This window comes from Rickettsia slovaca 13-B (assembly GCF_000237845.1).
Lineage (GTDB): Bacteria > Pseudomonadota > Alphaproteobacteria > Rickettsiales > Rickettsiaceae > Rickettsia > Rickettsia rickettsii.
The window spans coordinates 974,260-1,000,388 of record NC_016639.1 but is presented as its reverse complement, the minus strand read 5'-3'; the positions used below and the strand labels follow the sequence as shown (position 1 = coordinate 1,000,388).

Below are 26,129 nucleotides of genomic sequence, written 5' to 3'. Positions count from 1 at the left end.
TATTAAAATCGACAGTAATAATTTTAGCAGAGTCCTTAAGATTTTAATGTAATTCTTCAAGTGCTTCACTTATAGTTCTTATAAAACCTCTTTATTGAAATAGTTAATAAAAATTAAACTTAAGTATTATATACCGGTATCATAAATAATATAATTATAAAAAGCAATTTTAAAAAGTACATATTGACTATATAGTTATTGTATCAAATAAATTTGAGGGTGTTATGACATTAGAACTAGGAAAAAAACTTCCTGATTTATCTTTACACATAGGTCAAGATAACGTAATTAAACTATCGGATTTAAAAGGAAAATTCGTAATATTATATTTTTATCCGAAAGACGATACACCTGGATGTACTATTGAAGCACAAGATTTTAACAAGCTAAAACCGGAATTCGATAAACTTAATACGGTAATTATCGGAGTATCCAAAGATAAGCTTGACTCTCATGATAAATTTAAAGAAAAATATAGTTTAGGATTTGATTTAGCCTCTGATGCAAATTCAAATTTATGCGAACAATTAGGGGTATGGATAGAAAAGTCAATGTTCGGTAAAAAATATATGGGTATTGATAGAGCTACGTTTTTACTTGATAAGGAAGGCATAGTTAAGCATATTTGGCGGTCAGTAAATGCTAAAAATCACGCTCAAGAAGTACTTGAGAAATTACGGACTATGCTTTCTTAAAATGTCATACCGTGGCTCATTTTTTTGTCATTGCGAGGAAATTGCATAGCAATTGACGAAGCAATCTCAGGATATTGGACGAGATTGCCACGCAGCCTACGGCTGCTCGCAATGACGTTTCATTTCTTCCATCTATTGTGAAACCAAAACCATTGAGCAGGATTTTGCTTAACCCATTCTCCTAGCATTTGATTAATATTAAGCATAATATTATAGCAATCGGCTTTATTATCGCCGGTTTGCTCAAACTTTAATTGCGGGTGAACTATTACTTTAAAATAACTGCCTTTAGTTCTAATGATTTGGCAAGGTATAATTGGATATTTATACTGCAAAGCAATTTTAGCGATGGCGCTTGCAGTCATAGCAGGATGCCCTAAAAAAGGCACTTCAATTCCATCGTTCATTTTTTGATCAACAAGCATAACAATAGATTCACTCTCCTTGATAGCCCTGACTAAAGCTCTGCTACCTTCAGGACCTTTCGGTATAAGTCTTAATTTATCACCGGCACGACTTTCATTAACCAACTTGTTAACATACGGGTTATTTGCTTTACGATAAATTACGGCAACTTTCGGATAAAATTTATGAAGAATCTTAATACTAATATCCCAATTGGCAAAGTGACCGCTAAATAATAAAAAAGGTTGTCCTTCAAGTTTTTTAATATTTTCTATGCCGATTATTGCGATTCTACGCTCTAACTCGGCTTCATCCATCTTGCTAACATATGTAAATTCACCGATAAACCTACCAAAATTATCCCAAGTTTGATCTATGATGTTTTCAACATCACACATATCGCCGAATACTACTTTAATATTTCGTCTAGCAATTTTATTAACAGCAAATAATATACCGACTTTTCTTGCTATAAAACTACAAATATCCGCCGCTTTATCTACACCGAATATTCCTATTACTTTCAGGAATATAACAACGATAAAATACTCAATTAAATATCTAAGCTTTTTTAAAAATTTTTTCATTTAATAAATCAGGATGGTTTATAGATAATTCTACATCTAGACAGACAATATTATTATTTAAATCATTAAACTTAACATGATCTTTTCTTGTAGTAACTAAGGTAGCATTATGCTCTTTAGCTAATGAATATAAATTTTCTAAATCTGCTTGTAAATAATTATAATGATCAGGAAAAATTTTGTAACCGGTTATATTTAATCCGTAATTTTTTAAAGTCGCAAAGAAACGCTCAGGATTACCGATACCGCTAAAAGCAAAATAATTTTTAGTTTTATCTATATTATTTGAAGGAACTATTTGAGCATTTATTAACTTATTGACATAAGGAGTTAAAATATTCGGTATTTTATCTTGGTGGCTACTGACTAAAAAAATTAAATCAGCTGCATCAAGGGCTTTATTTGGATATTGTCTTAAAGGACCGGCAGGAATTAGAAAACCGTTGCCGAAAAGCCTTTGGCTATCTACTGAGACTATAGTAAAGTCTTTATGAAAATAAGGATTTTGTAGGAAATCATCAACTATTATTATATCAGGTTTAAGCTCGTTAAGTAACGGCACAATCTCTTTAATATTTTTAGTAGCAATAACTGCTCCGTACTTTGCAAGTATTACCCCCTCATCTCCTACCTCTAATGCTGTATGTCCTTGATGTATGGTAGTTGCACTTTTAAGGTTACTACCATAAGCCTTAGTTACTATTACAAAACTTACATTTCTAGCTTTTAGTAATTTGGCTAGATACATTACTATCTGCGTCTTACCCGTACCTCCTACGCTACAATTACCGACACAAATAACTTTAGCAGGCAACATAATAGGACGTGCTAAACTAGCTCGTAAATAGCCTAAAAATTGATATATCACGCTTATAGGCAAAAGCAAATAAGCTATAATATTTCGCTTCTGCCAAAATTCAGGATATAAAAGTTTGATCATAGTTTAACATTTATGGTAGTTAAAAATAAAGTCAAACGGATTGATTGCTTTATTATCTAACAGAATTTCAAAATGCAAATGTTCACCCGTTGCATTACCAGTGCTTCCTTGTATACCGATAAATTGACCACGCTTAATTTTATTTCCTTCCTTGACTGACATTTCTTTTAAATGAGCATATTTCGTAACAAATTTGCGTCCATGTTTAATCTCAACAAAATTCCCGTAATCAGGTACTCTAGCGGCTTTTATAACAATTCCGCTTGCTGCTGCATATATCGGTGCTGCTTTTTTAGCTTGTAAATCAATACCGCTATGGAAACATTTCTTTTTTCTTTTCTTTTTATGAGGACTTGTCCTAGTTCCGTAATGGCTAGTAATTTTCGGCTCATATTCCGGCATCATAAGTGGTATTGTACTAATTATTTTATCAAGCTTGGTTAATTCTGAGATATTATTCCTATGAGTTTGTTTTTTTGCAAAATAGCTAGCTTCCGGTTTAGAGAGAAACTTATATTTTGAATGTAGTTTCGTTACAACTGCCTTTATATTAGCTATTTTTATTTCGGCTGCTTTATTAAATTCTGCCAGGTTTTTATTATGTAATTTGTGTAAAAAAATCTTATTTTGTTTAGGGTTATTAATTATTAGACCTAAGTTTTTTGCATATATACATTTGCTATTTTTGTTTGTTAAATCATACTGTACTACTAAATCCGCATGGCTGATTTTATATTTTTGTTTTAATTGAGATGAAGTAGTAGCAAGTAACGTAGTATCACTAGATTTTTTAATACTGCTACAACCTTGAACAAGAAAAACTATAAACAGTAAAAAGATATATTTTTTAAAAGACATTAAAGATAAATGTATGTAAATTTCAAATTAAGAGTGCCACTTAAATATTCTGTTAATTTCTCTAATTCTCCTCTAATATTTGGAGGGTTAATTAACATTAACCCACACTTTACCATATTTTTATCACTATTTAAAAGCTCATATTCAATAATCATAGTTTCTTTAAATCCGATATTTTTGTAATTATGGTAAAAATTAAGACAGTATTATTAAGAACTCGTAACTTAATTTTTTTAAGTGCTTCAAGTAATTTTTGAAACTCATTTTTTACTTCAAAAGGCGGATCAAGAAAAATTAATCCTCTATTCTCTTTAAATGGTAGCAAAGCTTTGATAGCATTATCACAGTATATCACTTCTGCAGTAGGGAATTTTTCCTGGTCGATTCAACATCTCTAACACAGCATATTACTTTATAATTATTCTTTAATAATTCAGCTGTAATATATGATCCAATAAAGCCGTTAGCTCCTGTTACTAGTATTCTCATTATAATATAAACGATTCAGGTACTGATATTTTTTATATCATTAATCAGATCCTGTTGCCAATAGAAGATAAAAAAGGATATGTTATGTCCACAACTATTGTTTTTTTGGTTAAAAACTTTTATAACCCAATCCTCTTCTCTCTTATCATAAACTGGGGTTGCTCGTGTGTGACTTTAATGTTAAAATAATTAAAGATTATAAATGATTATATATAAAAGATTTGAATAAATATTAAGAGATGTTTATATTTTTTAATATTTATTTAATTAAAATTATGAGTAATAAACTAGAAGTAATAATACAATATTATAATGATATATCAAATTTAGGCGTAAGATTATGGAAAACTACTACAGCACTTGCTAGTTTTAATTTAGGTGAGGTATGGAAAATATGGTTCTGTGATAAAAATTTTAAAGATCTACTGACACTAGATCAAAGTTTAATTTATACTCAATCTTTAGAAACAATGTTAAGTAAAGTAGCTGCTACCGGAAAGTATCAAGATAATAATATTGATCATTCTCAATGGAGCCATTGTTTTGAAGAGCTAAATAATCGAGATCATTTTTCTACAGAAGTTAATAGGGGTAGAAAACAAGAATATCATTGATGCTATGCTAGATGATATAGGGGATATAAATTCATTAGATTTTAGTACCCTAGTTACTAAAGTCCAAGTGTTTTTAAAAAATAATTTAGATCAATCTGAACACTTGATTAAAGCAGCCAAAGAAATCGATGCTATGGCATATCCTCTGACGAGAGAATATTTTTTATATCGCTATATAGCTAAAGCAATATTACTTACAAATACTTTAAATGCGCCTTCCTCGTATGAAAACGAGTTTAATATAATAAAAAAAGCTCATTTAAATTTTGCAAATTATCTTAATTCATTAGAGCAAAGTCTTACTAGAATAGAAAAAGCTAGTGATAAGTATAATGAAGATCACAAAATTGCTTCTTGGTTAACCGAAAAATCAGCTTTAGTTAGTAATCATTCAGGTAAAATAGCAATTACTTATGTTTCTCTTATAGTGGGTGTAATTGCTTTACGTTCATATGTAATTGACGAAAAGGATCCTTGGTATGAATTATGTGCTTTACCGACCACTAACCTTGCGATGTTACAAATTTTATGTAAAATAAATTAATTAAATTTTTGCATGATAAAATTGTACCGGCTTTAATTGAGCATAAGCAATTTACAGCTGAAGAAATTAAACCATATTTTCAGTTACTATATAAACATTCCAAAACAGATAAGAATACGCAAATAAAACTTCAGGCAATATATAATAAACTTACCAATCAAGATATAGATTTTAACAATATTGAATCAGACATTAGTATCTATCATGGATGGAAGAGTACTGCTATATGTTCGGCAATAGCCACACTGATTTTGGATTATATCTGTTTTTATTTTCGTAATCCAGCATTAGAATTTTATGAAGATCCAATGTTTTATGCATCAACTTCTGTTAAATTCATGCGTCTTGCTTCTTTATATTAGTATCAACATATTATGGCAATAAAGTTATAGAAAATATCACCAACAAAACATTAACTAATGATGTGGTTTTTCAAAAGTTTTACTATAATGATACGGCAAGATTGACCCTAGCGATAGTACCTTTAATAATGTTTGAGTCTATTAAAGATTTAAAATTCTTAAGTCTTGCAACTTTAATAGATGTTTTAACAACTGTTATATCGGATTTCAATGTCGGCAAGGCAATTAGTAGTGCAGGCAAGAATATTGCCGAGAAAACCGCTACTACCCTTACTTGGCTTAATAAGGTTACCTCAGGCACAAACGATGATACAGTTATTGATATTGATCCTACAGAAGAAGTACCATGCTTAGAGGTTTTGTGGACACTGCTAATTGATTTGCTATTTTGCAGCAAAAAATAGCCAAAATTAAATCTTTTTAGAAATGTCCACAAAACCTCGATTAAGGTTGTAAAATTTACGTTATTTAATGTGCTCTTCCCATTTCAAATATAATTGAATCTTCAGAATTAAGTGTTGCATATATTAAAAAAGGCGAGGTGACATAGGACTGCACTTCGCTATGCATAAAAGCTTGGTACATTATCAATCTCTAAAGTAAAGTTTTTGCTATATTCAAGAAGTTTTTGAGCAGCTTTTAAGTGTATCAAATAACCTGTAGTTGTATTAAAGTAACCACCATGACCTATCTTCTTTAAATACGGATTATTGTAAATATTATAAAATATTTTGTTTTTAGAATGTGACAAGGACAAATAAATTAAATCCCAGTCGGTAGGTAAATGCTTAAGCATTGTTAAAAATTTATTACGGAAATCGTCATTTAGTATAGCATCATCTTCTATTATTAGGGCATAAGGTATATTGTCTTTAACCATTTTAAGCCAAATTTCTCTATGGTTACAATAACAACCGAGTTCACCTGCCGTTAAAGTATGATTTAATATTTTGCTATCGGAATAATAATTTATATTTTCCGAAGGACAAAGTACAGTATAACCGTTATTAAGGGATAAAAGAGCAGGGTTATTTTTTACATCTAATCCGGTAAATCTTTTTCCCCCTGAATCTGTTATAGATAAATTATAACCGTTTCTTCAAGTGGAGCAAGAACCTATTTGATAAGTTTTTAAAAATATAAAAAGCAATGATAAACAAATAATTATAATTGATATTATAAAAATAGTTTTTAATTTGTATTTAATAAAGGTAATTTTTTTCTTAATTTTTCTTTTACTGCGATGTAATTATTTTCTGAAGCCGGTACAATCTTATTATTATATATCTTATAATATTTTTCATCATCTTTATCAACAGAAATAATATAATTATATAAATCTTCTTCTGAATAATCTTTAGCAAATATTACTGAATTAGGGTTTACATCTTTTATATAACTTTTATCTGCATAATATATAATAGGTACTGCTCCTGCTAAATAAGCTTGAAAAGGTTTTGCAGTAACATACCCCTCAGATGTTTTATTTTCAAAAGCAATAACAAATTTACATTTAGATAACCATTCACGAGTTTTGTCTTTTGGTATAATTGTAGATTCAGTATTTAAATACTTACTGCCGCTTACTAATACAGCGACAATTTATGAAAAAATCGATTTCTTGCTATGCAGCCGTCGTTCTCAGGATCTTCTATACCGTTAGAGACTAAGAAACAAGCAAAATACGTTTTGTTCGGATTGTATTTTGAGCGTTTATATTCAAGTACTGATGTCATTAGTACAATACATATAATATAAAGGTATTCTTATATAATTTGGATGATCTATATAATCAAAACCTATAGATATATCATAATTTTCTAGCTTTGGTCTAACCGATTCACCGGTAAAAAATATCTTTATACTATCTTTATTACTAATAGTTCTTTGACCAAAAACACTATCAATAATAAGGTCATAATTGTTATGATCTATAACAATTGTTCGTCCGTTTTCTTCAATGATTTCTTTTATCATCGGTAGCTCGTCTATTGTAAAGCCCGGCCACATATTAATAAAACTCACTCTTATAGCATGTTTGTTTTCTTTTTTAGGAGCTTTAATCTTATATGCTTACACATAGTAACAATATGGCTATACACATTATGGAAAGTTTTTTTAACATTTAAATTACCTATTACGAGAAAAATTTATTTATAATTTTTCTGCTATTTGTGGTGGATTTTCTGCTTCCACTTCAATAATCTCAGATTTAGAGGAAACGATTTGATAACGCTCTAAGGTAGCCGGCATGGCTTTATTCCCTGAATCAATACCGAGTTTTTGAATATTCTTTACTCTTGACATAAAATTACGATTAAACGAGGCAGCAAATTTATCGTAATTAGTAACCATATTATGCAGGTTATTACCGATCTTTTGAGAATAATCTGCCATAGTACCGATGGAGCTTAATAGCTTTCTCACTTCTTCAATGATTACCTTATAATTTTCTGAGCGGCGATGATCGGTAATTTGAAATTTTGCAAATGATAGCATATTCATAAGTCCGCTAGGTCCTACCGGAAAGATATTACAGCCCCAAGCTTTTTGTAAAAATTCAGGGTCGGCTGCAATAACTTTCTCCACCGCTTGTTCAGTCGGCAAAAACATTAAAGTAATAACATTGTTAAAGCTCTGATCCTTTTTGTTTAGATTAGTTAAAATATTTGCGGCATATTCTTTATTCGCCAAAGATTTTAAATGGTAATTCATAGTTTTATTAAGACTCATGTTATTATCTTGCTCGTCTACAAGAAACTTTGAAGCTTTAGAATCAATAACCATTAAATTACCGGAAGGAAGAAAAATGAGCGCATCAGGTCTTAGCTTTCCGCTATCTAATGTAGTTAGACCGTATTGCATAATGAAATCTAAATTAGGACGTAAGCCCGAAGATTTTAGGATATTCTCAAGGGTAATCTCAGCAAGTAGCCCCGCCCCGATCGGAGAAAGCAGAGACTGTTTTATCAAATCAACTGTACCTTTTGATTGCTCTATATCTTTATTTAATGCTCCCACCATCGTAATTAACCGTTCAAACTCACTATTAAATTTTCCTGAAGCAGTAGCGATATTTTTCTCGGCTAGCTCTCTTGCCGCCGTGTTTTCCATTTTATGTATCGCTATTAATTGTTTAGACAAATCTTGACCTAAATCAAATAACGCAGCTTTAGCCGATGAAAATGACTCTTCTCTTATTTTTTCTGAATCCTTAATAGTCTGTGCTTGATATTCTATTTTACACTGCAATTGTTCAATTTTCTGTAAATATCCTATCTTTTCTTGATTTAATAATTGGTTGTTATTGCTAATTTCTAGATTCTGCTCTGATAAAAATTGTAGCTGTGTCCTTAAGGTTTGAGTTTTTACATAAAACCAAATTATTAGCGCTAATAAAATAAGTAGCGTAGTTATAATAGTGGGTAATAAATAAGGCATAGAATGAAGCAAAGTTTAATGTTAAATAATACTAAAGTACCGCATAATTTGCACTAATTATTTTGGCATTGCCTAGAAAAGGTTGATATAGTCATTGTGAGTTACTGCAGGTGTTGTTGCATGGCTCGTTTTATGTCATGTCTGCGCAGGGCTTGTTGTGTGGACCGAAAAACCCGTTCGGTGTTATGCCGTGGCTTGACCACGATATCCAAAAACACAACTTAAAATACTAAAATTTTAATGTTTTAAACTGGATCCCGCGATCAAGTCGCGGGATGACAATTAGGAAACTGGTCCACGCAACAAAGCATTCCCGCTTTCGTGGGAATGACATCGGAAGGCTAAACTATAAAACAACTTTTTCTAGGCAATGCTCAATTTCAATACTACAAGTAAGACTATTTCGATATTAGCCTATAATATTTTTATAAACTTATAGAAATATTATAATGGATAGGTTATATAAAAAGCAAGTTGAAGAATATCTAACAAATTACGGTAAGCTTGTATTTATAAGCGGAGCAAGGCAAGTAGGAAAAACTACAATATCAAAACAAGTAATTAAGCCTAATCCTAATTCAATTTACCTAAATTGGGATTATCTAGAAGATAGAAATAAAATCTTAAACAAACACACCGAACTTTTTAAAAATCTACTTTCTACTATATCCGATAAGAAACCGTGCTTAATATTAGATGAAATTCATAAATATAAAGATTGGAAAAATCTTGTAAAAGGATTTTATGATAAATTCGGAGAAAATATTGAATTTATTATAACAGGTAGTGCCAAATTAAATATATATAAAAAAGGCGGTGATAGCCTAATGGGACGTTATATAAGTTTAACCGTGCATCCGTTATCGGTATCTGAAATAGCTAAAAATTTTGATAATGACATTGATTATATAAAAAGCCCCAAAAATATCACTATAGATGAATGTGAAGCTTTAATAAATTTTGGAGGATTTGCAGAAAGTTATTTAAAAGCAACTGCTAAATTTCATAGAATATGGAGTAAATCAAAGATTCGAGCAATTATTTAGAGAAGATGTAAGAAATACTGAAGATATCAACAATATTTGTGCGTTAGAATTACTTGCTAGCATTATAAATGAGCAAGCAGGCTCATTTATAAGCTATACAAACCTTGCTAACAAAGTTAGAGTTTCAGACCAAACAATAAGAAGATGGCTCTCTTTGCTAGAAAAGCATTATTATTGTTTTGCTATCAAACCTTGGTCTAAAAATGTTGTAAAAAGTTTGATAAAAGAGCCCCAAATTTACCTTTGGGATTGATCGCAAATAAAAGATATAGGAACGAGATTTGAAAATCTTGTAGCTTCTCACCTTTTAAAAGCCGTATATTTTTGGAACGAAACAGGGCTTGGTGATTTTGGTTTATACTATCTGCGTGATAAACAAAAACGTGAAGTCGATTTAGTAATAACAAAAGATAACCAACCGTGGATTTTAGTGGAAGCAAAAGTAAGTGACTCAACCGTTTCTTCAAGCTTAAAATATTTTCATGAATTACTTAACCCTGAGTTTAGTTTTCAAGTAATTCAAAATAAACAAGCTATTTCGGACTCTTGCTTTGATAAACCGGGTTTATGGATAGTACCGGCTATTACTTTCTTATCTCAACTTGTTTGATATGAATTTTTGCAAAAAAGGTAATCTAGGCAAATGTAAATCATATGACTATTTCGTTGCTTATATCGAAATAGTCATTACCAATTCGACATTTAATGATAAGCTGTATCCTCGCACATACCACTAAATGTAGCTGAATTGACTATATTCACTTTATCTTCTAGCGGTCCGAGTGGCTGAGCCGGTTTTAACAATTCCGGCGTTAATATAAATTTAGTTTTTTTCTCGATATTCGATAAAAAAGGTAAATGTAAGCTATGAGGGCTGTATATTATTGCATATTTATCCCATTCTAGATATTGTCTATTCAAATTCTCTTTATATTCAGATGGCCCATATACTTCTATACTACCAAATTTATATTTTTTTAAAGGATATAGCTCATAATCATAAAAAAAATCATTTGGATATTTATTACGCATACTTTGATTAAAATGAACAAATTTATCATTTTCTTTATGAAATACGAAAATATCTAAGCATCTTTCTCCGCAAATTACATAAATTTTATTATGTTTAACACGATATCCTAATTGTTCAAATTGCGGTAATATTTGTTGCAAACGTATTTCGTCTTCATGCATAATGCCGATATCTAAATCATCGTCAAAAGGAATTATGCCTTGATGTCTAACGGCTCCAAGCAGAGTGCCGCCGTCTATCCAATAATTAATATTATTCTTACCAAGTAGCTCATGAGTGTCTTTCATTAACTGATAAAGGGCAATAGCTTTTTTCTCGCTAATCCTGTATTTTTTTACTTGTTCATCACTTAAGGTTACATATCGCCAATTATGTTCTAGTAGATAAGCATAACACAATATACCGACGAAAATAGTAAGGATTAAGCGTAAAATATTTTTAAAGGATAATATTGACTTTAATTTTATCATCTTGAATCTTAAATTACATTTCCCCTGCTGATATAATATTTTTTAATCTATATAAAACAACCGGTTATGACTTTTTTATCTCAATTTGTTTAAAAGTTTATTCTATCCTCTAAAGGACTAAAAGGCTGAGCCGGTTTTAACAATTCCGGCGTTAATATAAATTTAGTTTTTTTCTCGATATTCGATAAAAAAGGTAAATGTAAGCTATGAGGGCTGTATATTATTGCATATTTATCCCATTCTAGATATTGTCTATTCAAATTCTCTTTATATTCAGATGGCCCATATACTTCTATACTACCAAATTTATATTTTTTTAAAGGATATAGCTCATAATCATAAAAAAAATCATTTGGATACTTATTTCGAACCGCTAAATTAGTATATATAAATTTGTTTTGTTCTTTATGAAAAATGAAAATATCTAAACAAGCTTTTTTGCATATATTATAAGCTCTCTTATAGGAAACAGTATAACCGAGTTGCTCAAATTGCGGTAATATTTGTTGCAAACGTATTTCGTCTTCATGCATAATGCCGATATCTAAATCATCGTCAAAAGGAATTATGCCTTGATGTCTAACGGCTCCAAGCAGAGTGCCGCCGTCTATCCAATAATTAATATTATTCTTACCAAGTAGCTCATGAGTGTCTTTCATTAACTGATAAAGGGCAATAGCTTTTTTCTCGCTAATCCTGTATTTTTTTACTTGTTCATCACTTAAGGTTACATATCGCCAGTCATGTTCTAATATATAAGCATAAAAAAATATCCCGGCAAATATAATTAATATTAAACCTATAATATTTTTAAAGGATAATATTGACTTTAATTTTATCATCTTTCATCTCAAATTGTATTTCTTCTGCCGATGTGACGTTTTTTAAATCTTCTGCTAATTCTGCAGATAATACTATGCCGCTAACTTCAAGCAATTTTATTGGAGTTTTTATAGATAGATTCTTCTCAGCTTTGAATTTTCTGACGATATCTAGTATTTCAAGCAGCCCTTCTGCTCCTTTTGCATTGATTTCATAATTTAAGTCACTGTAATTAACCCAGCTACCTTTAACATGAATAGAATTTTCACTATATAATATTTGGTATAATTCTTCGGTAATATGCGGCATGAAAGGTGCAAATAGTTTCAGTAACGTTTGCATAACATGATATAAAGTTAATATGCTACTATATTGTCCTTGTGGATTTTTGTGTTCCTCATCATAGCTTCTTGTTTTGCTTATTTCTAAATAATTATCACACAATACCACCCAAAAGAATTTTTCCGTCAGATGCATAGCATTTGCATATTCGTAGTTTTGTAACTCATTTGTAGCTAGCTTAACTAATTCCACTAGCTTATTAACCATCCATTTATCAAACTCGTTAATGATTTTTTCTTTAATATCGAGTAAACTCGCTTTTTTATCTTCACCTTTCAGTTTATCAAGATGTATAAAAACAAATTTAGCGGCATTCCATAGCTTGTTAACAAGCCTTTTACCGTTTTTCATAACGTCTTCAGAATAGGCGGTATCAGCACCTAGCTTTGAATTTGCCGACCAATAACGTATCACGTCGGAACCATATTGTTCTAACAGTTTTTCAGGAACTAAAACATTGCCCTTAGATTTTGACATTTTACTTCGATCTTCAGCTAAACACCAACCGCTTACCATGATGTTTTTCCACGGCAAAGTATTTTGGTGTAAATGAGCTTTTAAAATAGTATAGAACGCCCAAGTTCTGATAATTTCATGTGCTTGAGGTCTTAAATCCATCGGAAATAATTTATCGTGCCTATCTTTATTAACAGCGAAATCGTCAGAAATCCCATGAGTAGAAAGTTGAGGCGAAACGGAACTTGTTGCCCAAGTATCCATTACGTCATAATCAGGTTCTACTTCTTCTTTACTATAACCCATAGGTAAATCTTTTAACGGATCGATAGGTAGCTGCGTAACATCGGCATATAAGATTTTTCCTTCCTCACCTACTCTTTTAGAGTACCAAACAGGGAAAGGCACACCAAAATAACGCTGCCTACTTATACACCAATCCCAACTAATGGCATTAATCCAATTCTCTAAACGAATCTTCATATTTTTAGGATGCCAATTTAACTCATTCGCTCTTTTAAGCAATTCTTCTTTATGTGATATAGTTTTAACGAACCATTGCGGTACAGTTAGTATCTCAAGAGGAGCACCTGACCTCTCGGCACATTTAACGGTATGAGTGATGTCTTCTTGTTTAATAAGCAACTCTTGTTCTTTTAAAATATCTATTATTTTTGTTCGAGCTTCTTTAATTTTCAACCCATCTATAGAAGTTTCATGTTGGAAGTCTATTGTACCTTTTTTAGTGATAATAGTTTTTAAAGGTAGATTATGCGTCTTCCACCAAGTAATATCCGTTTGATCACCAAACGTACAGCACATTACCAGTCCCGTACCTTTATCTTGTCGTACTAAAGGGTCAGCAAGCAGTGGAACTTGCTCATTAAAAAGTGGGGTTATAGCTGATTTACCTGCTAGATGCTTATAACGTCCATCGTCAGGGTGATAAAATACGGCTACGCAAGCCGGTAATAACTCAGGTCTGGTAGTGGCTATAGTAAGCGGGTCTCCTTGCTCGGTTTTAAACGTAATATAATTCATTAAAGAGGTTTTTTCCTTATCCTCAATATCGGCTTGGGCAAGAGCTGTACCATCTACTGGATCCCATAAAATCGGTTGATTAGTACGATAAATTTCTTCTTTTTGTACTAAATCAAGAAAAGACATTTGTGATATTTTTCGTGATAACGGACTAATAGTTTGGTACTCTAAACTCCAATCAACCGATAAAGCTATTTGGTTAAATAGACTTCTAAACTTTTCTTCTTCACTTTCTACTACCTCTTCGCAAATTTTTATAAATTCAGATCGATCTATATTATAAGCTTTGATCTGTTTCTGCTTTTCAACAAGTCTCTCGGTCGGTAGCCCGTTATCGTCAAAACCCATAGGATAAAAGATATTTTTACCCATCATACGCTGAAAACGTACAATAAAGTCGGTTTGCGTATAGCTATAAACATGACCGATATGTAACTGCCCTGAAACTGTCGGAGGCGGAGTATCGATTACATAGGTTTCTTCTTTTGCAACGTTTGGATTATAAGCATAAATTTGTTTCTCTTGCCAAATTTGCTGCCACTTTTTTTCATTTTCGGTAAAATTATAATTTTTTGGAAATTCTTTCATAGATTTTGTAGTTGATTCAAGAATATTATTATATAGTATCCTTATCTTGCGGTAATAGATGTGTATCCAATACTTCTAATAATTCCGGTTGTTTTTGTTTTGATAATTTTGCGTTAGTATACCATAAGAACGATCTTAGGTAAATATAACCTTTTTCTTTATCCAATATTATAATATGCTTAAACTCTGTTAAAAACTTCTCCCATAGTTTTATCATATCCTGCATATTGGATATGCTGCATCATATATTCTAGCATACCTAAATGTTTTTTCTTGACGATTTCATCATCTGTCATAGCTTGCAAATCTACTAATTGATAATCTTCCGCCATTAATTTCTTTGCCATCACACTATCAGTAAATAAACTCCACAGATTTCTTGGAGCATTATAAATTTCTTTACCGTTGTAAATAACTAAATTATAGACTAGCGGTAATTTATCCTTTCCTTGCTTATGTCTTTCACATAATAATAGTGTATATTTCCATAACCGCAAAGCCGTCCAATAATCAATTGTTGATTGGGCCTCTACTAATACATAAACAAATGCTTCTTCTTTATTATTGGTGCTAATTTTATATGTTATATTATTATATTTCTTATTTAAAGATTCCTCAATGTAGCTTTCTTGTTCTACCGTTATTTTTGATAAATCTACTATTAAAATCATCGGGTAAATAATATTCCAAAAATTCTTGTGCTGCTACCGGGTCGTTCATTATTATTTTTACTAATGAATCATGTTTTAATTTTTTAGCCATAAAAATCTAGTAGCTTTATTTCGTGGCGTATTTTATCTTAAATTATCTATAATATCCATATTTATTTAAATTTAAAGTTTAATATGCTAATTCTAGACAAACTTTTGCTTACCTTAAAATTAATGCGTGCAGATAAGCTGGTAGCTTATTTGCTGGTTTTTTTTCCTGCTTTATTTGGGTTACTGCTTGCAAACCCCTCAAGAACGGAGTTAATACATTTATTACCGTTATTTATTTTAGGTAGTATAACAGCTAGAAGTAGCGGGTGTATTATTAACGATATATTTGATAGAAAATTTGATAAGCATGTCGCAAGGACTAAAGGGCGACCTTTAGCTAGCAAGGCTTTATCTGTTTCTTATGCTATTTTGATACTCTTTATTCTTAGCGTTATCTCACTTTGTATTTTGCTACTTTTAAACAAAACAGCTATATATATAGGTTTTTTTGCGGTAATAATGATTAGCCTATACCCGTTAATGAAACGTATTACTTATTTCCCGCAAATCTTTTTGGGATTTACATTTAAGCTAGGGGCCTTAATAGCTTATGCGGCAGTTCAGGATACACTTGATATAGCAGCGATTATTATGTATTTAGCATGCTGTTTTTGGGCCATCGGTTATGATACGATTTACGGATATATGGATATAAGAGATGATAAGAAAATAGGCGTGAAATCGTTAAGTATATATTTAGAGAACAAGCATTCTAAGCTTTGGCTTTATATATGTTATATAGGTTTTATATTGTTATTTATTCTAGCAACAAAAATGGCTAACCATAATATCGACTATTTACCTATTTTAGCTGCTTTAATTTTACTGATATTACAAGTAGCAACTCTTGATATTGAAAATCCTGCCAATTGTATGACAAGATTCAGAGCTAATAATTATATCGGATTAGTTTTGAGTATGGTGTTTTATTAAATTCTTTTCCTAATAACAGTCTTGTTAGGGATTAGATAATGTTCTTGATGTCATTCCTGCGAAAGCAGGAATCCATAAAAATAACATTAATATTGCTGTAAGTATTACATTTTTAGTAAAAAACATATAAGAATTTAATTTTTATATGTTTTACTGGATTCCTGCTTTCGCAGGAATGACATTGACCGGTGCAACAACTCCTCTAACAGCCCATAAAGTGACCATCGATATTGCGGTTATATAAACCGCAATTGATAAAGAGTTGCCGGTTACATACCATAGCATTAGGCAGATTGACGGAGTAAGACGTCCGATTAATGAAGCACCTATACTACTGCCGATACCGACTAACATATATTTATCGGCAGTTTTAAATAAATCATTTAGCCAGCAGTTCAAAGGTGCCAAGAACCCGACACCGAGTATTATAATCCAAATACGTACAAAATTAACATACCATATAGATGCATTATTCAAGCAGAGCCATAAAGGAATTATGCTTAAACTCATTAAAATAAGAGTACCGTTTAGTATTTTAAGGTAATGTAGCTTTTGTGTTAGATGCCCTATTATCGGAATCATAATCATATCAAAAATCAGAAACTCAGTATTAAATTTCATCATTATTTCGAGTGATATATCAGTGATAAGCGGAATAAAACTATTCAAAAAGACGAAAGGTACTATATAAGTCATATATGAGAAACCTATGGCAAAACTAATGCGTAAGATACTTAGTTTACAGTTCCAAATTGTAGTTAAGTCTTGTAATAGTGATGATACTACGTCATTGCGAGGAGAGGACCCAGGTGTCATCCCGTGGCTTGACCACAGTATCCAAAAATTACGTAAAGTAATTTTATCTTTTTTATTGGATCCCGTGGTCAAGCCGCGGGATGAAAATGAGGGCTTGACTACAATATCCTCGCGCTTTCTTAAAAAATAACCTATCAGTGCTGTAAGTCCGCCAAATATAAAACATAAACGCCAATATGTATTATACTCTACATTTAAAACTATAGTACTGATAAATGAAGCAAGAATAATACCGACCATAGTAGATGTTTGATAAAGGTAAGAAGCTTTAAACGCTTTTTTTTCTTCTTTATTCTCTAAAATAAATAATTTAGCAATGGCACATTCACCCTCGGAATATACTCCTTGCAACGTTCTAAGCAACACTAATAATAGCGGTGCAAGCCAGCCTATTTGAGCATGTGAAGGTATTAAACCGATTAGGCTAGTTGTTAAAGCAACGCCGATTAAAGAGTAAGATAAAGCAAAAACACCGCCGTATTTTTTAGCAATTACGCCAAAAAAATAAGAGCCTATGGGACGTGTAAATAAAGACGCAGCAAGAACACTATAGGTAAGTATTAAAGCAACGACTTTATCATGATTCGGAAAAAAAATACCAGCAAGTAGCGGAGCAAGAAACCCATAAAGTGCAGTATCGAAATGATCCATTGCATTACCGATTAGGATCGAAAAATCCCTTTTACTTAATGCATTATTCATATATTAATAATTTAAAATTTATAATGGATTATACTCGATGAATTTGGAACATTGGTGACAATGTCTTTGTAAGTCCTCGGATGCTAAACGTTTAATATACGCTCTGCTCCTCGGCTTACAGACCGATTACTCTTTCCCAAGTTGATCTTCGTATAACAGCGCTGCGTTTTGTAGGAGTATATCAGTATGTAATCTTCCTTGTAAATATTTTTTTAAGAGATATGATTATAAAGTTATAGCTTAAAGTAATTGTAATGAATGAATAATTTGAAACAAGGAAAGTTTATTACATTTGAGGGAGGGGAAGGGATAGGCAAATCTACTCAATCTCAAATGCTCTATGAATATTTACAATCTCAAAATACTCCCGTTATTTTAACTCGTGAAGTCGGTGGTACTATTGTAGCCGAAAAAATGCGTGAAATTCTAGTACATGAAGAATTACTACCCATGTCCGAGCTATTACAAGCTATGGCAGCACGTTATGATCATATGGCACGGAAAATTATACCAGCTCTACAAGAGGGACATATTGTAATATGTGATAGGTTTATTGACTCAACTGTATGTTATCAAGGATTAGAGCTAGAAAACGGCATAGATTTAGTTTATAATCTGCACAAAACTTTAATGCCTTCTCTTATGCCGGATATTACGTTTTTTATTGACGTAGAGCTGGATACTGCTATTAAGAGAGTCAATTCACGAAATATGAACAATAAATTTGACATAAGAGGTATAGATTTTTATAAAAAAATCTATTATTGCTTTAAAGAATTAAGTAATAGATTTCCTGAGAGAATAAAAACAATTAAAGCTTCAGATTTAAGTCCACTTGAAGTACATGAGTTAATAAAAAAGCATTTATGAACAATACTTACTACATTACTACCCCTATATATTACGTTAACGATATTCCCCATATCGGTCATGCTTATACTAGCGTTGCAAGTGACGTAATTGCTCGTTTCATGCGACTTCGAGGTTTCGATGTAATGTTTTTAACAGGTACTGACGAACATGGGCAGAAAGTAGAAAAAGCAGCTATTAATAAAAATATTGACCCACAAAAATTTACCGATCAAACATCCGAGAGTTTTCGTCATCTGATGACTGCTATGCATATTTCCAATGATGATTTTATCAGAACAACGGAACACAGACATAAAGAAGCTGTAGCTGTTTTTTGGCAGAAATTACTAGATAACGGCACTATTTATGAAGGTTTTTATGAAGGGTGGTATGCAGTGCGAGATGAGGCTTTTTTTGATGAGTCGGAACTTACGAGGGACGGTTTAGCACCGACGGGTGCTCCAGTTGAATGGGTTAAAGAGCCTAGCTATTTCTTTAATCTTTCAAAATGGCAGGATAAATTGCTTGAGTTTTATGAAGCAAACCCTGATTTTATCAGACCTATATCAAGGCGTAACGAAGTAATTAGCTTTGTTAAATCGGGTTTAAAAGATTTATCGGTATCGCGTACTACTTTTAACTGGGGAATAAAAGTGCCAAATAATGAAAAACATGTAATTTATGTTTGGCTTGATGCACTGGCTAATTATATTTCAGCACTCGGTTATCTTGACGAACAAAGTAATTACAATAAGTTTTGGCCGGCTGATTTACATGTAGTCGGTAAAGATATCTTGCGTTTTCATGCCGTCTATTGGCCTGCTTTCTTAATGGCTGCAGAAGTTCCGCTGCCGAAAACAATTATGGCTCATGGCTGGTGGACGAATGAGGGGCAGAAAATCTCTAAATCTCTTGGTAATACCATTGATCCGATTAAGTTAATTGATGAATTCGGTGTTGATCAAGTTAGGTATTTTCTGATGCGTGAAGTAACTTTTGGTGCGGACGGCAATTTTGCTCGTAGTAATTTAATTACCCGTATTAATAGCGAGTTGTCAAACAAAATAGGTAATTTATTACAGCGTACTACATCTTTTGTTTATAAGAATAATGACGCCAAAGTGCCTTTGCTTACGCAAGGTGTTATAGATAAAATATATGAGCTACCGATTTTAAAAACCGCAAGTAAATTTGTCGAGCAGAATATTTTATTGATGGACAAAACAGAGATTAATAAAATTCTTGAAAATATTATTAATTTGGCCGAAGAGGCAAATATCTATATTGATAGCGAAGCACCCTGGAATTTGAAAAAAACCGATCCAGATAAAACGTTAGAAGTGTTATACGCTTTACTAGAAGTTTTACGCTATATTGCGATAATGCTTCTGCCTTTTATACCGAGTTCAGCAAATAAAATGCTTGATCAGTTAGGGGTAAATAAAGAAGAACGTCTATTTAAGCATTTAATACGTGATTATACTTTAACAGCGGGTAGCAATATTTTAGAACCTACCATAATATTTCCAAAATTTGAATAGTGTGTCATACCGTGGCGAGACCGCAGTATGACACACCTACTAAGAGTATAATATGTTAATAGATTCACATTGTCATCTTAATTTACGTAGTAACTTGTCATCCCGCGACGCGATCGCGGGATCTAGTGAGGGTATTAAAACAACTAATATTAGTTGTTTTCTAGATACCGTAGTCAAACCATGGTATGACGCAGTGCTTTTAGATTCTGTCATTCAAAGAGCATTAGAAAATAATGTGCAGTATATGCAAACTATCTGCACTAAAATTGAAGATTTACCTATTATTTTAGAGATAGCTGAAAAATATGCAAATGTTTTTGCGAGTGTTGGGGTGCATCCGTGTGAAGTGAATTCTTTTATTAGTCATTGCGAAGCACTGCAAGTGCTGTGGCAATCTCAGGAAGCTTGGACAAGATTGCTATGTCAAGACTACGTCTTTCCGAACTCAGATGCTGAGGCAATTATTATGCTAACCCAGCATCCGAAAATTATCGGAATCGGTGAAACGGGGCTTGATTATTATCATCAGCCTTACGATCAAAAATTACAAAAAGATTTGTTTGTAGCACATATACATGCGGCGTCTAGTACACGCCTGCCTGTTATTGTTCATACAAGAGAAGCAGACGAAGATACTATTGACATTTTAACCTCAGAAATGCGTAACAGCACATTTCCAGGTTTAATACATTGCTTTACCTCTTCAAAAAATCTAGCGGCAAAAATGCTAGATATCGGTTTATATATTTCAATGTCAGGGATTATAACTTTCAAGAATGCTACTGATTTACAAGAAATAGTCAAATATATACCGCTTGATAGGTTATTAATAGAAACCGACACTCCTTACTTAGCTCCTACGCCTATGCGAGGCAAACAAAATGAACCGGCATTTGTTAGGTATGTCGCTGAAAAAGTTGCCGAACTCAAAAATATAACATCAAAAGAAGTAGCAAATGTTACTACTCATAACTTCAAAACATTATTTTCTAAATTTGAAAAATATATAAATAATACTTTATAAAAACAGCAAGTTTGATAATTTAAAGTTGAAATTTTTAAAATAATATGTATATTTTATAGTATTTCAATTATTAGTATATTTGATATGGAATTTAATCGCAAAAATACCATCATTGGTTTTTTAAAAGCACATGAAGATCAGAAATTTACCTCTTATGGTATAGCTGAATGGTTTGTAGAAAATCACATTGACTAAGCAAGACTCAAGAAGAAAAAGATAAGGAGATTATAGGAATTGATGCAGGTGAAATTAGCAGTAGTAAGCTTTCTGCTGAACGAAGACAAGAACCTAATATTAGAATAGAGCTAAAACCTAAGCTAAAGTTTTATTATTCGCAAAACCCTGATTACTATGTCAATAATGAACAAGCCACAGAACCTAAAATAAATGCAAATAAAGAAGATAAAATAACCGCAGTGCAAGTATGTGATGCACTGGCATTATATCTTCAAAACAAATTGAAGATTCATAATATGCCTATTAAGCATAATTTTTCTTCAAATAAACAAGGCACTAAAGGTAATAATAAATGGTTACCCCAGATTGGGTAGGTATGGAAGTTCTTAATGAAAAGTGGAGTTTACTAATTAAAGATTGTGCTAAATATTATGCATGAAAACAAGCAAGGTTTTGGTCTTTTGAAGCAAAAAAAATTATCAATCGTAGTAATTTACGAGAATCTTTTTTTCAGGCTTTATCAAATTCCTCATGTGCACATTATGGTTATTTAGTTGCTGCTGATTTAATTGAAAGTAGATAAAATGATACTAGGCATGGTATAGGATTTATTTTAGTAGATATAGAAAATCCTGAAGATAGTAAAATATCAATTCCTGCTAGAGAAAGACCGGAAATAGATTGGAATATGGCTAATAGGTTAGCAGAAGAGAATAAAGATTTTGAAAATTATATAAATAATATTGATACAGTCTATAAAAAACAGAAAGTAAATGATAGTACTTGGTTTAATATTAATACCACGTAAATAAAATTCCTAAGCAAAATAAGAAGAAAAAATAAACATATTTATATATAGACCATTATTATCACGCATTTATAAAAATTTAAGCAGTGAGTCCTAAAATTAATGTACTGAGAATTTTTAGTGTTAAACTAAATTTATATTAATTATTTTTAAATTTGTGGATAAATTATGATTAACTGTGATTTAAGTACTAATTATACATATTATATGTTAGAGGGGCTTAGAGCACAAATTGCTCCAATGCATTTAGGTATAAAAATTCTAAAAGAAGCATATTAACATGAGATAACGGTTTTGCAAGAATTATGCATGCTTATTTAACGCTTTGTGAACGCATGACTAGAAAATATGAAAAACCCGAATTTAATAATCCTTGAAACAATTATTGATGATAAAACCTATAACATTAATGAAAAAGTTATACTAAAAAAGTCTTTTTGTGAACTAAGGCATTTTCAGAAAATAGGTTTTAAAAAAGAATTACCTCAATTATTAATAGTAGCACCCATGGCCATGGCGGGACATCACGCTACTTTACTTAGAACAACAGTACAAGAATTATTACTGTATACCGGTATTTATATTACAGATTGGACGGAAGCCAGTTATGTGCCGCTTGAAGCAGGGCATTTTGATATGGATGATTATATTGATTACGTAATGGAGTTTATCAATTTTATAGGACCGAATGTTCATACTATGGCAGTTTGCCAACCTACTGTTCCATTGCTTGCCGCCATTAGCTTAATGTCGGAGAGTAATAGTCCAAATGTGCCGAGTTCGATGATTTTGATGGGCGGCCCTATAGATGCTAGAAAAAATCCCACGGCAGTTAATGAATTCGCTCAAAGTAAAAGTTTAGAATGGTTCTGCCAAATGGTTACAATGCAGGTGCCGCCAAACTATCCCGGACATGGTAGAAAAGTATATTCCGGTTTCCTCCAACTTGCCGTCTTTATGGGTTTAAACTTATTTCGTCATATAGATTCACATTTAGAATTATGGCAAAGTTTATTAAATTCTGACTATAAAAAAGCCGATAATACTATTAAATTTTATTATGAGTATTTAGCAGGTATGGATATGCCGGCAGAGTTTTACTTACAAACTATAGATGAAGTATTCTAACAATTTTCGTTAGCAACAGGTAAATTAGTTTCTGAGAAGCGTCCGATCGATTTAAAACATATTACTAAATGTGCTTTACTCGGTATTGAAGGGGAATTAGATGATATTGCAGTGGTAGGGCAAACAAAAGCTGCTTTAAAACTTTGTTCAAATATACCTGAATCAATGCAAAGATACCATTTACAAAAAGGGGCAGGGCATTACGGGGTATTTAGCGGAAGTAAATTTAAACAGTTTATAGTGCCTATTATCAAAGATTTTATCTATGATTTTGATAAAACTAATTTCAAGCAATCTAAACTTAAGGCAGCATAAAAATAGTCATTATGAGCGGGCATTGCCTGCGTGGATTGTTTTTTCCGTCATTGCGAGGAAATTACGTAAGTAATTGACGCAGCAATTCAGTAAAAAATGCTGATTTACAGCATTTTTTTGTTATTTTTTCTGGATTGTCACGCTCCTTTCAGTCGCTCGCAATGACGGGATGGTATCCACGCAACAATACCTTGCTGGAATTATATCGCAGCCATACAACAAGATCATAATTAAAGGAGAAGTGTGGTAATCTAATATTCAACTCTTATTAGTCTTTTGAATTTCTTGTTGTTGCTGTTGTCTGTATTCTTCCGCTTTTTCTTCGATGTAATTAAAAAAGAAATAAGTAAAAGTTAAAAAACCGGTCAAAATAATACCAAATGTTATTAGTATTGCTTTAAGTTGCTTTCGTGAATCTTCTGCTTTTAACCTTTTCTCTTCTTCATCTATGTCTTCATCATTTTTGACTTCAGATATTATTGTTTGTTCTTCTGTAGTATTTTCCATGTTGTAACTCAACTAAAATGAACCGCTTTATTACTAAGTTGTTCCTATAACTTACAGATTTTTGAAGTTTATAAGATTAGCTATATTTGAATGATGAGTTTTAAACTCATAAAAATAGGATATATAAGCAATAACGCTATGTCAATAGCCTTGAATATTAGCAGTGTTCAACCAAGGTTATACATATTATTATAATTTGAGTCTCCTAACATTGAAGTATTTAAAGTATCGGAGTAAGCAGCTGATAATATAGCATCATCAAAAGTGATGTTAAGCTGTCCTATATAGTCTTGAATAAAATTGTTAACAGTAGATTCAAAGTTTGTATATTTTTAGGATATGCATAAACAAGCTGTGTACATTCTGTATTTCCTAATTTACTTCCAATCAATGTTAATAACATAGAGTTATATTCATCTTGGGGGTGTTACGATTAATTATTTCGTAAGTTTTAGCAAGAATATAACAAGCTTCGTTATTTCCCTTCATAGTTTCTAATTTTATTTCTTCAGAAGATAAAATATTATTTAGAAAAGCTTTTTCATATATTTCATAATTCGGTGATGAATCAGATTTTCCGTTAAAAAGAGCAGTAAATAGGATTTTAGCTTTCTCTAGATCATTCATTTTTGATTTATCGGCAACCAAAAGACCGTTTTCATAGTATCGATAATTATGAAATTGTCAAGACCTTAATTTATTATTAGAACTAATGAAAGAGTTTGTAGTATTGCTTGTTACTACGTTTCCCTCGCAATAATTATCGTTTATATTCCGGTGTTTTACCTGTAATAAGGAATGCCAAGTACCAAGATCGTTCCAAGCAAAATCGGCTTTTATCATGACCATTCCCGAAATATATTCCATTATGGTATTGTCTATAGAAATTGCTGCGATTTCATTATAAGCCTCATTGTCTATGGCCAAACTATTCTCATTTTTTACGGCAGTATTAAATGCTTTTTCTGTAATACAGAATAAATCAGGTTGAAGGTTCATTGCTAAGTTTAAGAAGAAGTTAACATCGTATACACAAATTCCTGAATTCCAAAAATATTCATTACTTTGAAAATGTTTGTTTGCTTGCTCTAATATAGGTTGTTCAATTAAATGATCAACTAGATAAACATTTTCTGCAATTGATAATCCTGTGTTTATATAGCCATACTTGGCACTTATAACATTTATAGGAATATAGTGCAAATGCCGCATTCATTAACATAATGTAAAGCTTTATTTATAGTATTAAGATAATTTATATCATCCGCTATATGATGGTTTGAAGGTAGTAACACTACAATATCAAATCCTAGTGCTGTAGCCGATAATGCCGTAATAATGGCACAAATGGCAGTATTTTTTTGTAAAGGCTCGGTAATTAATGCTATTTCTACATCTATTTCTGCTGCTTGTTCTTTAGTGATTGATTCATATTTTTTGGAAGTAATAATAGTATAGTCTTTTACCGTTACCTCCTGCCATAATCACCGGTTTTATTAGACTCCTTGCATAACCTCCTTCTAAAGGTAATTTGTATACCTTTGATACTTCAAGATTTGGTACGTTAAATTTCAGGATTTGCCTGTGCTCAGGTATTTTTATACGCTGTACAGGCTCACCACTTATTTGACTCCCAACTTCTGAAGTATCTGCGATATACGTCGATCCAATACTCGCATCCTCACTTACCTTTTTGTATGCTGCGGTGCTGCGTTTCATGTCTCCTTCAAATTCCTCTTTATAAGATAGGTTATGTAAGGAGTCTACTTTCATATATTTTACAACTATTAATTGAATTAAATAATAAAGAGCTTTATAAATAGTTTTAAAAA

Annotated in this window: 25 protein-coding genes and 5 pseudogenes; 13 read left to right on the top strand and 17 right to left on the bottom strand. The window is 31.7% G+C overall.

Annotated elements, in window-relative coordinates:
• Positions 1-224: 224 nt before the first annotated feature.
• Positions 225-695: a thioredoxin-dependent thiol peroxidase gene (gene bcp / locus RSL_RS05520; RefSeq protein ID WP_004997602.1), complete on the top strand. Its 471-nt coding sequence runs from the start codon at positions 225-227 to the stop codon at positions 693-695.
• Between the two features lie 119 nt (positions 696-814).
• On the opposite strand, the gene RSL_RS05515 is transcribed toward bcp, so the two are convergent.
• From RSL_RS05515 to rlmJ, 4 genes and pseudogenes are all read right to left on the bottom strand, one after another.
• Positions 815-1,687: a lipid A biosynthesis lauroyl acyltransferase gene (locus tag RSL_RS05515; protein WP_014273724.1), complete on the bottom strand. Its 873-nt coding sequence runs from the start codon at positions 1,685-1,687 to the stop codon at positions 815-817.
• A complete protein-coding gene (gene lpxK / locus RSL_RS05510; protein ID WP_004997591.1) occupies positions 1,662-2,627 on the bottom strand; it encodes a tetraacyldisaccharide 4'-kinase in 966 nt (321 codons plus the stop codon). Before lpxK ends, RSL_RS05515 begins: the two co-directional genes overlap by 26 nt.
• Positions 2,628-2,630: 3 nt before the next feature.
• Positions 2,631-3,485: a M23 family metallopeptidase gene (locus RSL_RS05505; RefSeq protein WP_014273723.1), complete on the bottom strand. Its 855-nt coding sequence runs from the start codon at positions 3,483-3,485 to the stop codon at positions 2,631-2,633.
• Positions 3,485-3,968: pseudogene (rlmJ, locus tag RSL_RS05500) on the bottom strand (23S rRNA (adenine(2030)-N(6))-methyltransferase RlmJ); the annotation flags it as partial. The pseudogene rlmJ and the gene RSL_RS05505, both read right to left, overlap by 1 nt.
• A 281-nt stretch (positions 3,969-4,249) precedes the next feature.
• Between rlmJ and RSL_RS05495 the strand changes: the two are divergent.
• The 4 genes from RSL_RS05495 (at position 4,250) to RSL_RS05480 (ending at position 5,898) form a co-directional block, all read left to right on the top strand.
• On the top strand, positions 4,250-4,588 hold the full coding sequence (locus RSL_RS05495) for a hypothetical protein (RefSeq protein ID WP_148258533.1): 339 nt from the start codon (positions 4,250-4,252) through the stop codon (positions 4,586-4,588).
• 4 nt (positions 4,589-4,592) lie between these two features.
• On the top strand, positions 4,593-5,132 hold the full coding sequence (locus RSL_RS05490) for a hypothetical protein (protein WP_041472108.1): 540 nt from the start codon (positions 4,593-4,595) through the stop codon (positions 5,130-5,132).
• An 8-nt stretch (positions 5,133-5,140) separates the two neighbouring features.
• On the top strand, positions 5,141-5,494 hold the full coding sequence (locus RSL_RS05485) for a hypothetical protein (RefSeq protein ID WP_148258532.1): 354 nt from the start codon (positions 5,141-5,143) through the stop codon (positions 5,492-5,494).
• Positions 5,495-5,556: 62 nt separating this feature from the next.
• Positions 5,557-5,898, top strand: coding sequence for a hypothetical protein (locus RSL_RS05480; protein WP_231287682.1), 342 nt, complete (start codon positions 5,557-5,559; stop codon positions 5,896-5,898).
• A gap of 158 nt (positions 5,899-6,056) precedes the next feature.
• Here the strand turns inward: RSL_RS05480 and RSL_RS10165 are convergent, their stop codons facing one another.
• From RSL_RS10165 to RSL_RS05465, 4 genes are all read right to left on the bottom strand, one after another.
• Positions 6,057-6,443, bottom strand: coding sequence for a glycosyltransferase family 25 protein (locus RSL_RS10165; RefSeq protein WP_085065751.1), 387 nt, complete (start codon positions 6,441-6,443; stop codon positions 6,057-6,059).
• Between the two features lie 242 nt (positions 6,444-6,685).
• Positions 6,686-6,994 carry a glycosyltransferase family 10 domain-containing protein gene (locus RSL_RS10160; RefSeq protein WP_231287796.1) on the bottom strand — a complete coding sequence of 103 codons (309 nt, stop codon included), beginning with the start codon at positions 6,992-6,994 and terminating at the stop codon, positions 6,686-6,688.
• 219 nt (positions 6,995-7,213) lie between these two features.
• Positions 7,214-7,504, bottom strand: coding sequence for a hypothetical protein (locus RSL_RS09100; RefSeq protein ID WP_014363219.1), 291 nt, complete (start codon positions 7,502-7,504; stop codon positions 7,214-7,216).
• Positions 7,505-7,648: 144 nt separating this feature from the next.
• Complete coding sequence (locus RSL_RS05465) at positions 7,649-8,935, bottom strand: DNA recombination protein RmuC (RefSeq protein ID WP_014273721.1); 1,287 nt, start codon at positions 8,933-8,935, stop codon at positions 7,649-7,651.
• A 449-nt stretch (positions 8,936-9,384) separates the two neighbouring features.
• On the opposite strand from RSL_RS05465, the gene RSL_RS10155 reads away from it, so the two are divergent.
• The 3 genes and pseudogenes from RSL_RS10155 to RSL_RS10145 all read left to right on the top strand — a co-directional run bounded on the left by RSL_RS10155 (position 9,385) and on the right by RSL_RS10145 (position 10,591).
• Positions 9,385-9,981: an ATP-binding protein gene (locus RSL_RS10155; RefSeq protein WP_231287678.1), complete on the top strand. Its 597-nt coding sequence runs from the start codon at positions 9,385-9,387 to the stop codon at positions 9,979-9,981.
• Positions 9,929-10,366, top strand: a pseudogene (locus RSL_RS10930) (DUF4143 domain-containing protein); the annotation flags it as partial. The gene RSL_RS10155 and the pseudogene RSL_RS10930, both read left to right, overlap by 53 nt.
• A 45-nt stretch (positions 10,367-10,411) precedes the next feature.
• Positions 10,412-10,591 carry a hypothetical protein gene (locus RSL_RS10145; protein ID WP_041472106.1) on the top strand — a complete coding sequence of 60 codons (180 nt, stop codon included), beginning with the start codon at positions 10,412-10,414 and terminating at the stop codon, positions 10,589-10,591.
• 92 nt (positions 10,592-10,683) lie between these two features.
• Here the strand turns inward: RSL_RS10145 and RSL_RS05450 are convergent, their stop codons facing one another.
• The 4 genes and pseudogenes from RSL_RS05450 to RSL_RS07125 all read right to left on the bottom strand — a co-directional run.
• Positions 10,684-11,484, bottom strand: a complete 801-nt coding sequence (locus tag RSL_RS05450; RefSeq protein ID WP_014273719.1) for a LicD family protein — start codon at positions 11,482-11,484, stop codon at positions 10,684-10,686.
• An 89-nt stretch (positions 11,485-11,573) separates the two neighbouring features.
• Positions 11,574-12,326 (bottom strand): LicD family protein, encoded by a 753-nt coding sequence (locus RSL_RS05445; RefSeq protein WP_014273718.1) that lies wholly within the window; start codon positions 12,324-12,326, stop codon positions 11,574-11,576.
• Positions 12,295-14,733: a valine--tRNA ligase gene (locus tag RSL_RS05440; RefSeq protein ID WP_014273717.1), complete on the bottom strand. Its 2,439-nt coding sequence runs from the start codon at positions 14,731-14,733 to the stop codon at positions 12,295-12,297. The genes RSL_RS05445 and RSL_RS05440 overlap by 32 nt, the downstream gene beginning before the upstream one ends.
• A gap of 31 nt (positions 14,734-14,764) precedes the next feature.
• A pseudogene (locus RSL_RS07125) lies at positions 14,765-15,495 on the bottom strand (Rpn family recombination-promoting nuclease/putative transposase); the annotation flags it as partial.
• Between the two features lie 83 nt (positions 15,496-15,578).
• Between RSL_RS07125 and ubiA the strand changes: the two are divergent.
• Positions 15,579-16,427: a 4-hydroxybenzoate octaprenyltransferase gene (gene ubiA, locus RSL_RS05430; RefSeq protein WP_014273716.1), complete on the top strand. Its 849-nt coding sequence runs from the start codon at positions 15,579-15,581 to the stop codon at positions 16,425-16,427.
• Between the two features lie 150 nt (positions 16,428-16,577).
• Here the strand turns inward: ubiA and RSL_RS05425 are convergent, their stop codons facing one another.
• Positions 16,578-17,945, bottom strand: a complete 1,368-nt coding sequence (locus RSL_RS05425; RefSeq protein ID WP_014419914.1) for an MFS transporter — start codon at positions 17,943-17,945, stop codon at positions 16,578-16,580.
• Positions 17,946-18,203: 258 nt separating this feature from the next.
• Between RSL_RS05425 and tmk the strand changes: the two genes are divergently transcribed.
• From tmk to phaZ, 4 genes and pseudogenes are all read left to right on the top strand, one after another.
• A complete protein-coding gene (tmk, locus tag RSL_RS05420) occupies positions 18,204-18,815 on the top strand; it encodes a dTMP kinase (protein ID WP_014273714.1) in 612 nt (203 codons plus the stop codon).
• Positions 18,812-20,338 (top strand): methionine--tRNA ligase, encoded by a 1,527-nt coding sequence (gene metG / locus RSL_RS05415; protein ID WP_014273713.1) that lies wholly within the window; start codon positions 18,812-18,814, stop codon positions 20,336-20,338. Before tmk ends, metG begins: the two co-directional genes overlap by 4 nt.
• A 52-nt stretch (positions 20,339-20,390) precedes the next feature.
• Complete coding sequence (locus tag RSL_RS05410) at positions 20,391-21,362, top strand: TatD family hydrolase (RefSeq protein ID WP_014419913.1); 972 nt, start codon at positions 20,391-20,393, stop codon at positions 21,360-21,362.
• Positions 21,363-22,515: 1,153 nt separating this feature from the next.
• Positions 22,516-23,790 (top strand): annotated as a pseudogene (gene phaZ / locus RSL_RS05405) (polyhydroxyalkanoate depolymerase).
• 258 nt (positions 23,791-24,048) lie between these two features.
• On the opposite strand, the gene RSL_RS05400 reads toward phaZ, so the two are convergent.
• The 4 genes and pseudogenes from RSL_RS05400 to RSL_RS10720 form a co-directional block, all read right to left on the bottom strand.
• On the bottom strand, positions 24,049-24,297 hold the full coding sequence (locus RSL_RS05400) for an RP671a family tick cell line-upregulated protein (protein WP_012736970.1): 249 nt from the start codon (positions 24,295-24,297) through the stop codon (positions 24,049-24,051).
• A 393-nt stretch (positions 24,298-24,690) separates the two neighbouring features.
• Positions 24,691-24,924: a hypothetical protein gene (locus RSL_RS09600; protein WP_014273711.1), complete on the bottom strand. Its 234-nt coding sequence runs from the start codon at positions 24,922-24,924 to the stop codon at positions 24,691-24,693.
• A 57-nt stretch (positions 24,925-24,981) separates the two neighbouring features.
• The gene (locus RSL_RS05390) at positions 24,982-25,509 is read right to left on the bottom strand and encodes a sugar phosphate nucleotidyltransferase (protein ID WP_014419909.1); all 528 of its coding nucleotides are present in this window, start codon (positions 25,507-25,509) and stop codon (positions 24,982-24,984) included.
• A pseudogene (locus tag RSL_RS10720) lies at positions 25,482-26,070 on the bottom strand (palindromic element RPE1 domain-containing protein). The gene RSL_RS05390 and the pseudogene RSL_RS10720 overlap by 28 nt, the downstream one beginning before the upstream one ends.
• Positions 26,071-26,129: the final 59 nt, after the last annotated feature.